The sequence below is a fragment of the Halalkalibacterium halodurans genome, from assembly GCF_004376175.1.
Lineage (GTDB): Bacteria > Bacillota > Bacilli > Bacillales > Bacillaceae_D > Halalkalibacterium > Halalkalibacterium halodurans.
This window is the reverse complement of record NZ_SNUY01000098.1, coordinates 1-9,265: the sequence shown is the minus strand read 5'-3', so window position 1 is coordinate 9,265 and position 9,265 is coordinate 1. Positions and strand designations below refer to the sequence as shown.

Here is a 9,265-nt window from a genome sequence, read left to right as displayed (position 1 = left end):
TTCTAGTGATACGGAAAACACTTTCAGACCCTCCTGGTTTGTTTGGTTAGCACTAACATTATTGCCAGGAATCTGTGAGTGTTTTCTTCTTTTTTGTTTAAATCACTAAAAGTGGTGATGAATCTCAAACAATAAAATAAACGTCACAAGTGCCGTAATAAATAGGTTATTTATAAACTGATTCATTGCATTTTCCCTCCTTTCTATCGTAGGACACTAGTTTTCTATTATTCTTATCTAGTTTATTAGATTTTTCCAATAATGAAAAGAATGGCAACAAAACATTCCTTCCTAATACATTTCTGTCAGTGAACCATATGCTTTTATGGAAGGTATAATAATTACTCTTAATAAATGAAAACATTCACTACTTCACTACATTACTCCAAAACCATCGTAACTCCATTCCTCATGACAAAAAGAATCAACTGCCTACAAGACAATTGATCCTCTTTTCAACATATTTCAATTGGACAGCCATGTTATCCCTACTCAAACTCAAACAACACCATCTGCTCACTTTCTCCGAGTCTGTCCATTGATTTAGGTTCATGGTCCTGGAAGTAGGCATGGTGCAGCCATTTTTCTTTTGTCATCACTTTTTTAGAAGAGTCGACTGATTCACGTAAGCGGCAGCTATAGATGACTGGGAAAAAGTCTTGCAGGAATTTTCCTTCTGCGTGAGCGGTTAGGGCAATAATTTGGAATCCTAGTTGTTCAGCGACAAAAAAGACCGGGCTTAAAACGTGATCACTTGAAGCTTTTCCAAACGGATTGTCTAAAATTACCGCTCTGTGACGTTTCATGTTTGGTTGGATGTGCTGCTTTTTCTCCGCAATATAATTTTGGATGCCCAAAAAGAGCGTCATGTTCTTACTCCATTTTTCTCCACCAGACCATACGTTACTTTGTTCCCACGAATAAGACCTTGTCGTGACTTTGTTATCATTTGTCACTTTGCGGCAATTCACTTTCATCTCTTCATTTTTCATAACCCATCTGAGTAACTGCTTGGATTGCAGCCACATATCAATTTCTTTTCTGACTTTGCCATCATCTTGCATCCCTTGATCATTGAGGAACCGCTCAGATTCTAGCTGCTCTAGAATCCATTCAATATAATCACGAATCCGATTTTTTCCGTCTTCCTCTTCCCATTCTGGAATCGCAAACGTAAAAATTTGTTTCCAATCATTTTCTACTTTCACTCGCGTCTTTTTAGGAATTTGTTTTAATTCCTCAACGAGCGTTTTTAAGTGAGCATGAATCTGATTAATAAAGGCTTGCAGCTCTGTATCTTTTTGACGAATATATTCATTTGCATAATTGGTCGCTCTCTCAACACTTATAAGCATGTTTTTCTTAAAATCGATTAAGTCTTCGTACGTTCGTTTATATTCAATACCATTTTCAGCCATCTGCCGCATCTTTATATCACTAATCGTTTGGCTAAATTCTCTAAAGGACTGCTTTTCACGCTCGACTTTCTCATTCTCACCTTGCAATGCTTCCTTCACTTGTTCGAGCTCACGAATAATCGCGTCAACAAATGGTTTACGTTGATACGTGAACGTTCTGCTTTCTTCTGAATTCAACGAGATGGCCTCAATATCTGGTGCATTAAAGTGATGCTTTTCGATAAAACGTTCTAAGCCACGTTCAGCTCCCTCAATGCTTGCAAGCTCTTGTCTCATTCTGTTCTTCTCTTGTTCAAGGTAGCTTTTGCTTTCTTTTAACGTTAATGCTGCACTCTTTAATTCTTCCTTTACTTCCGCTAATGCCGTGGTAAATTCAAAGATTGAGTCGTCAGGATACTTTTCTCTAAATTGCTCGACCTTAGCTTCCCACTTTCCTTCTTGCTTTTCCTTTGCAGATGATTTTTGCTTCACCTCTTGATTGAGAGAGTCAACTTGGTTCTCCGTCTTTTCTATTTTCTCCCAAAGATCCTTCAACAATTGCATCCCGTCACTTGGAAAAAGCACATCCTCATCAAGCTGTCCATGTTCGGTGCGCAACTCATCCATTGCCTTACTCGTCCGTTCTATACCAGCCTTTGCGTTTTCTAATTTCGCATTCCATTCTCCGTAACTGACTTGAATGGCTCGAATTTTAAATTCTAGGTTGCGAATTTTCTCTTGAATCATCTGCTTGCCCTCACCTGAAAATAGTGGCGTAAGGGGTTGAACAGCAATAAACTGTTCATCACGTTTTAAGATGCTTAATTCCGTATTTAAAGAGCCGATTCTTTTGTCTAGCTCTGCCTTTTGTTCAAATAAAGCATCATATTGGAGTTTGACGTTAACTACTTCTTTTTCGAGTTCCACAAGCTCTTCCTTTACCTGCTTCTCTTTCTTTTTCGCCTCTTCTACTTCTCGGCTATATTGAAGGTAGAGATTTCCTCGTTCAACCTTCCACTCCAATCCTTTCATTTCATCCTGGTCTTTTTTGACAGTATCTTTTAAAAGAGTAAGCTTAGATCGTAAGTCTTCCATTTGCTCATCTTCTTTTACGATACTAAGAGAGAGCCGCTCTATTTGACGTATGATCGTTGAGCGCTCTTCCTGTAACTTGGTCATTTTTTCATATGAAAATTGTGCCATAAAGTCGTCAAAGGCTTTTTGAGCATGTTCCCATTTTTTCATTTCCTTTTCTTTTTGCTCCCGTGAAAGGATTGTTTCATTCGCTGTTTTAGCGATATCTTCTTTCCAATGTTGGAACGATTCAGCTTCCATTCCCTTGCTCCAATGAAGAGGTGCTATCCATGTGTGTGGACTTTCGTCTTTATGAGCGACAGCTGCTTCTTCTGTCGTCATGACATGAATTGGAAATTGCAGTCGGTCCGCTACACCGTTTAATTTTTCTTGCAACATAGCCTTGGATTTATTTGTTGTTATCAGTGTTAACGACCAGAGAGGATAGCTTTTTTTCTCAAGGTAATCAGCCGCATCTAATGACTGGATATATTCAACCCCTGTCAGTAATAAGTCAAACTGATTTTTCCAAGACTTTAACTGGGACTCGACAAAGGAATCACCAAAGAAGACATTTTGCTTGTCATAATCATCGACAAACCGATGCGCGATTCGCTCCAAGTACAGTAAATGGCTTCGTTCTTTCTCAAATCTTTCAATTGTTTCAACTAGTCTTGAAGCAATCGAGCTTTCATTTTCATACACATTTTCAAGAGCTGCCCATTGCGGACGAACAGCAGAAAGGATGGCAATCAAGTTTTTCTGCTCTTTGTTGATTGTATCAAGCTGATATTCGATGGAATCACGCTCGCGCTCGCGGTTCACTCTTTCTTCTTGAAAAGCATCTTTTCGCTTTTGCGCCTCACTTTTTTCAATTTCAATTTGCTTTTCCTCTTGCTGCAATCGAATCATCTCATCATCTAAAAATTGATAACGATTATTCCAGTTGACGATTTCTTCTTGGACACGCTGTTGCTTTGGATTGGCTAACAGCTGCTGCTCTAGTTGGTTCATATCCTTCGTTCTCGTATCAAGCAGACTTTTGATACTAGAAAGCTTCTTTTCCTGTTCTGCTTCTTTTTCCTGTAATGAAGTTAACGTGTCTTGCGATTGTTGCAGCTGTTCTTTAATCGGATTCATCTCAAAAGTTAGACCTCGTATCTCTTTTTCAATCTTTTCGATTTTCCCGATAAAAAAGCCTAGCAACGAGCGTTTTGCCTGTTCTAGCTGCTCTTCAAGCTCCTCAAGCTCTTCTGTCTGGTTCAGCTTGTCCATTTCCTCTTCAAAATGCTTCAGTTGATCTTTGAAGTTCTTCTGCTCGGCCTTTAGCTCCGCTAGTTTAAGCGAATAATAGTCCAAATGATGACGTTTAAGCTCTTCTTCTAACTGGGCATATTTCGCAAAAGCTTGATTATACTCTTTCGTTAAGCTGTCTAGGGTCGATTTTTCAACGGCAATCTCATAAGAAGCAGACTTAATGGCGTGCTTGTAATCTTTTTGCTTCCATTCCTCCAACTTTTCAAACAGAACCGTTTGTTCGCCCTTTATCTTTTCCTTTTGCAGCTGGATTTCCTCCCACGTACCTTTTGCCTTTTGCTTTGTTTTTTTGTATTCTAGTTTCTTTTGATGAAGCTGTTCAAACGCCTGAACAAATGTTTCTAATTCCTCTTGAATCCGTTTATTTTCTTCAATCGTCTCTTTTAACTTTTTATACTGCTTAAAGCTTGTATGCTGCTTTTCAAACATATCCGCAAACATTTTTTCATCATGACCAGCAATCGATTGTTCAACCGTTGGAATTAACAGACGATCAAACAACTGATTTGTGTTTTTACAATCATCAAAAAAAGCCTCAACTCCACCTTCAGAGCTATTAATTTTGACAACACTTTCCCACTCATTGGCAATAATATGATACTGTTCTTCAAGAAAGCTACGATATTCCTTAATCGTCTGGAAGGTACGAGCCAAAAAGGAACGTTCACGCATTTGGCTATAATAGTCTTGCATTTCTCCTCGTTCCGCCGTTCGTTTCGTCTCAGTTCCGCGAACAAAAGGAATTTCATCAATGCCATTTGGGTCATTTGCTTCATATTCATAGACGTATCGAAGTGAATCAAGCCCATGCTTCGTCATAAAAAGGGTTACAGCCGTCACGACATATCGCCTTGGCTTTTCATTTATGATCCATTCGATCGCGATATGAGCAGGGGCATTTTCAAGAAGAAGCGTGTTTCTCAGTTGTCGCTCGGCTAAATTCGTATGAGGAATGATTGCTTGTAATGCTGTTTGAATGAGAACCGTCTTTCCGCCACCATTTTCTAGTAAAATGGCTCCGTTATGTCCATCAAACAAGAATAGCTCATCATTATATCGTTTATTCCCTTCTTCATATACAACGTTTGTTAACCGAATTTTACTAATCGCCGGCATGCTCTTCCTCCCTTTCAAACCCGTAAATAAATTCAAAAATACCTTTGTTATACTCCACTTCCATAAAGAAGCGCTGAATAATCGTTTTCGCTTTTTCTGTTAACGTAATTTCATCATTGCCAATCTCTTGAACTACCTCTTGATCAACCAAAAATCGTTTCACCGTATCAATAAAGCTTAGACGACTAATGGTGTTGCCGCTTTGTTTTTTAGCTGTTTCCTTAATATCATTCATATCTTCCCATTTCTCGATGATTAAAGACCAATTATATGAAAATTCCTTTTCTAATTCCTTCAGTTCTTCCGTATCATGAGCTTTTAATTGATCAATCCGCTCTTGTATAAAATGAACCCATTCATCTAAACGAATAAATTGCCTCGTCGGCTCTTGACTTTGATACGTATCATAAAAGCTACCAAACAGAATAATCGTCGAAAAATATAACAGATAAATATCTCCATTTGTCGCACCAGAACGCAAATATTGTCGCTTAATCCAGTCATTGCTGACATGAAAAGGAGAGAGCCGCGTTCTTGGTACCATAAACATTTGTTCACTCGTTAGAATGATCACGCAATCAACTTGATGGCTAAACGTATCAAGAAGAGCACGAATATCATCATCCGCTTTATAGAGTTGGACCGCTTGTACGTCTGAAACCCCATCTCGTGCTAGTTTTGTATAAAGCTGAAAAGCCAGAATGACTTTTTTCTCAGGATAATTCATCCTCTGCTCCCTCCATTTCTATGATCATTTCTTGAATCGAATAGCGGTCCACTTTTTGAATGATCCCTTTTCCTTCTTTAATGATCAGAGTGAGATCTCCAATAAGCGCTAACGCCTCTCCAAGCAACGTCTTTCCTTCCTGTTCATCGACATCCCCTTGAATAATCGGCGATCGTTGGTGGAGAATCAACCAAAAATCGTAGAAATAACGCTGTTCATACACAGCAGCTTGATCATTTTCACAAAGAAAATTCATAAAGGCTGAAAGTGTGCCACCTTTCTGCTCGCCATAAGCTTGTAGGAAAAGTTCCATTAGCTCTTTATACTTTTGTGTCAGCCACTGTCGGTGTGGATTATCAGATTGTTCTTCGCCCACCTCAATAAATCCTTGATCCACTTTCCCCTCTCGTTCTTCGGTAATATTTTGCTCAGCCAACACAGCTAAAGGAGACCACCGTTCATTCTCTTCAACTTGTAAAAACGGATGAAGAATCCCTTTCATCGCTTCTACCGGTAAAGGCCCCGAGACAATATGAGAAACTATATCCTGATCAAAGTTAAAAGAATGAATACCCGTATAATAAAGAGACTCTTGCGCTGTGATGAGCGTCGTGTTTTTTAGTGTTAGCGTTTGATCTAATAATCGCGAATGGTCATAATGAACCGCCTCTAGCTCACGATTAATTTTTAGAATGTAGCCATAAGTTTGTCTTTCCTTTTGATGAACGTCTTTTGAATAAAGGCGCTCTCTCGTCTCTTTGACAAACAAGCGCAGCTCTTTGAACTCTTCATCCTCACGCGCAAGGCGCTCATAAATGTCTTCAAGAAGCTGCTTATACCGCTCGAATGTTTCCTCCGACACAATGCTCCGCTGAATCTCATGCTTCAGCCTAATCATACGTTCCTCTAACGTCTCCACATCAATGCGCATTTCATTAATTTGCCTAAGAGCCCCTTTAAACTCCCCTTTTTCTAACTGCTTTCTAAGGATCAGCTGATTAATCGAAAGCTGGAACTCACTATAAAACTCCTTCGTCGCAAAAAGTAACTCAAGCCCGTCCTCATCTAACGTATAATATTGTGTATTCGTTTTGACATCGAAATTATTGGCTTTCAAGATTGAATATTCAATTGATTGCTCCTCGTTCACTTCCCAATCATAATACGAATAACGACGCTTCTTTCCGTCAGTCGGACGAAAGGTTTGAATGATCGACCTTGCCAGCACTTCATATTTTTCTTCTGACAGGAGATATTTCTGCTCTGATACGCTTTCTAAAAAAGCTGCCAGCTGCTTCACACCCGTTTTCGATTGCCTCATCAGTTTTTGCTCAAAGAAAAATAATAACGTAAGCAGACCGAATCCTTTCATATCAATGCTCTTACCTTCTAAATCCTCTTCACGTTTTCTCTCTAATACATGCAATGGTTCAAAAAGAGCAAGCCGTCTGATCCGCTCCCGATATCCACGTGTTAACTCATTTACATCAAGGCCTTCCAATCAGTTTCCCTCCAAATCATCTGTAATTCCTTTGTCTTTAATATTTCTTGAGGATAATACTTACCTTCCGCTAATAGCATTCTGATCAAATTCTGCTGTTTTGGCAGAAAGAAAAGAAGAAAAGCCTCAAGAGCTTCGATGTGTTCTCGCTGATAATCCTTTCCTGTGACTGCCTCTTTTGCTAAACAAGCTAGATAGAATGGCAAAGCGACATGAACAGGCTGCCTTTTCGTTAACGAATACCAAATCATCAAACCTTCTCGATCTAAATCACCAAAATAAAAAAACTGATGATCTGCCTTGAGCGGGTATTGAATCGCAAACTGCTCAATGCTTTTAATCACCGATTTTCCACTACCATAAATAAGCGTCGAAAACTCTGTTTCAACGAGGGCAGGCAGTAACCCTTGATAGGTTGTCTTATTTTCAACGATTAAATGAAGCTGAATAGCATTTTGAATATTCGTAGGATTAATCGCAAACATAAGAGGTTCAGAAACAGGAATAATCTTAAGCTTATCAAATACACCAATTCGCTCCAGAAGCTCCTTGCCGCCTTTTTCAACCAGCCACTTTTCATCCCCGACTATTTCAAAGCTGCGTTCAGGTGCAGGCACTTGTTCTGATGGAAAGGAATATGTCTTGATGTATTCATCCACTTTTAAAATAGCAGCTAGGTCATTTTGCCAAATCAAAGGATCTTTACCGTAATAGTCATCTATATTAATTGACGGATGCAGAAGCTGACGGAAACGTTGGAGCTCCTTGTGATGGTTCATTGCTAGTAAGCTCTTATCAATGCGGTACTGCAACGCAAGAGATGGCGTTCTGGCCGTTCGCCCTTTCGCTTTCACCATCCCTAATACTTCCTCTGACTCCAATTGTAAAATCGTATCCGCAAACTGTTCGTATGTATGAATATATGGTTTAATCAACTCTTCAAGCTGAGTTAACGTAATCGTTCTTTTTGGATATGTTGCTAATCGTTTTTTGATCTCTTCCATGTGAAGTGCACCTCTGATGAATTACGGGATTTTTCTATTAATCATTTATTATAAACAGCTTCCCACTACGTATCAATTCACCTGATACCTTTCGTGGAATTTCCGTTTAAGTATTATAAAATCATATCAAATTAAAGGGCTACATTTATTCCATTCTAGTTTACCATCATCATGGCTCATCTCGATGACGTAAAATATTTTGTGTAAGCCCTTGAAAACATAAAAATAGGTAGGGTATCCTCGGAATTGTCGAGATTCCATAAGAGAGGAGTAATCCCTACCTATGTCATCAAGTATAAACAAATCCGACTTCACAAATCAACTGGAAGAAATCATAAAATCATTTATTCAAGAAAGACTTGAAATCATCATGAAAGCAGAACTGGATAACTACTTGAAAGTTGAAAGACCTAATCATCCAAACAGCAAAAATGGATATTATAAACGTTCATTAGACACGAGATACGGCAAAATCGAAGAATTATCAGTACCACGAGATCGCCGAGGTGAATTTCAAACTCAGCTCTTTGCTCCTTACCAACGTCGAGATGGATGGCTTGAGGAAACCATTATCAAGATGTATCAAAGTGGCATGAGTACCCGTGAAGTAGGGAAGTTCATTGAACGCATTCTCGGTTCTTCTTACTCTGCCACGACCATCAGTAATATCACGGAAGTGGCCATGGAAGATATCCAGGCGTGGCAGCAACGCGAATTACACCCACGCTATTCTGTGCTATATCTGGATGGCATGTATATCAAACTCCGCCGTGACACCGTGGCGAACGAAGTGATTTACTTTGCCATTGGAGTCACTGTAGAAGGATATCGTGAACTGTTAGGTTTCTACATTGGTGGTCAAGAGAGTGCTCTTGGTTGGCAAGAGATGCTTCAAGACCTCTATCAACGTGGGCTGAAGGAAGTCTTACTCGGTGTATTTGATGGACTTCCTGGCTTAGAAGAAGCTTTTAAAAGCCTTTATCCGAAAGCAGATGTCCAGCGTTGTGTGGTACACAAAGTACGACACACCTTAAATCGTGTGCGTAAGAAGGATCGAGAAGAAGTCGCTGAAGATCTGAAGGCAATCTACCGGTCCTTCACTCACTCACAGGCTGAAGAACAATTCTAT

The 9,265-nt window shown here is 39.5% G+C and carries 5 protein-coding genes; 1 reads left to right on the top strand and 4 read right to left on the bottom strand.

Going from position 1 to position 9,265, the window contains the following annotated elements; translation table 11 throughout:
* Positions 1-488 precede the first annotated feature (488 nt).
* Genes E2L07_RS19425 through E2L07_RS19410 form a run of 4 tightly spaced genes read right to left on the bottom strand, consistent with a single transcriptional unit; the run spans position 489 to position 8,136 of the window.
* Positions 489-4,904, bottom strand: coding sequence for a coiled-coil domain-containing protein (locus E2L07_RS19425; RefSeq protein ID WP_134230411.1), 4,416 nt, complete (start codon positions 4,902-4,904; stop codon positions 489-491).
* The gene (locus E2L07_RS19420; RefSeq protein ID WP_134230410.1) at positions 4,891-5,631 is read right to left on the bottom strand and encodes a DUF6063 family protein; all 741 of its coding nucleotides are present in this window, start codon (positions 5,629-5,631) and stop codon (positions 4,891-4,893) included. Before E2L07_RS19420 ends, E2L07_RS19425 begins: the two co-directional genes overlap by 14 nt.
* Positions 5,618-7,132 (bottom strand): replicative DNA helicase, encoded by a 1,515-nt coding sequence (locus tag E2L07_RS19415; protein ID WP_134230409.1) that lies wholly within the window; start codon positions 7,130-7,132, stop codon positions 5,618-5,620. The genes E2L07_RS19420 and E2L07_RS19415 overlap by 14 nt, the downstream gene beginning before the upstream one ends.
* Positions 7,114-8,136, bottom strand: a complete 1,023-nt coding sequence (locus E2L07_RS19410) for a Wadjet anti-phage system protein JetD domain-containing protein (RefSeq protein WP_134230408.1) — start codon at positions 8,134-8,136, stop codon at positions 7,114-7,116. The genes E2L07_RS19415 and E2L07_RS19410 overlap by 19 nt, the downstream gene beginning before the upstream one ends.
* 283 nt (positions 8,137-8,419) lie before the next feature.
* Between E2L07_RS19410 and E2L07_RS19405 the strand changes: the two genes are divergently transcribed.
* Positions 8,420-9,265, top strand: an 846-nt coding sequence (locus E2L07_RS19405) for an IS256 family transposase (protein WP_134230407.1), incomplete at its 3' end; no start/stop codon positions are given.

Excerpts from the sequence above, each read along its gene's own strand:
- E2L07_RS19425 (WP_134230411.1), bottom strand. The coding sequence starts at position 4,904 with ATGCCGGCGATTAGTAAAATTCGGTTAACAAACGTTGTATATGAAGAA.
- E2L07_RS19420 (WP_134230410.1), bottom strand. The coding sequence starts at position 5,631 with ATGAATTATCCTGAGAAAAAAGTCATTCTGGCTTTTCAGCTTTATACA.
- E2L07_RS19410 (WP_134230408.1), bottom strand. The coding sequence starts at position 8,136 with ATGGAAGAGATCAAAAAACGATTAGCAACATATCCAAAAAGAACGATT.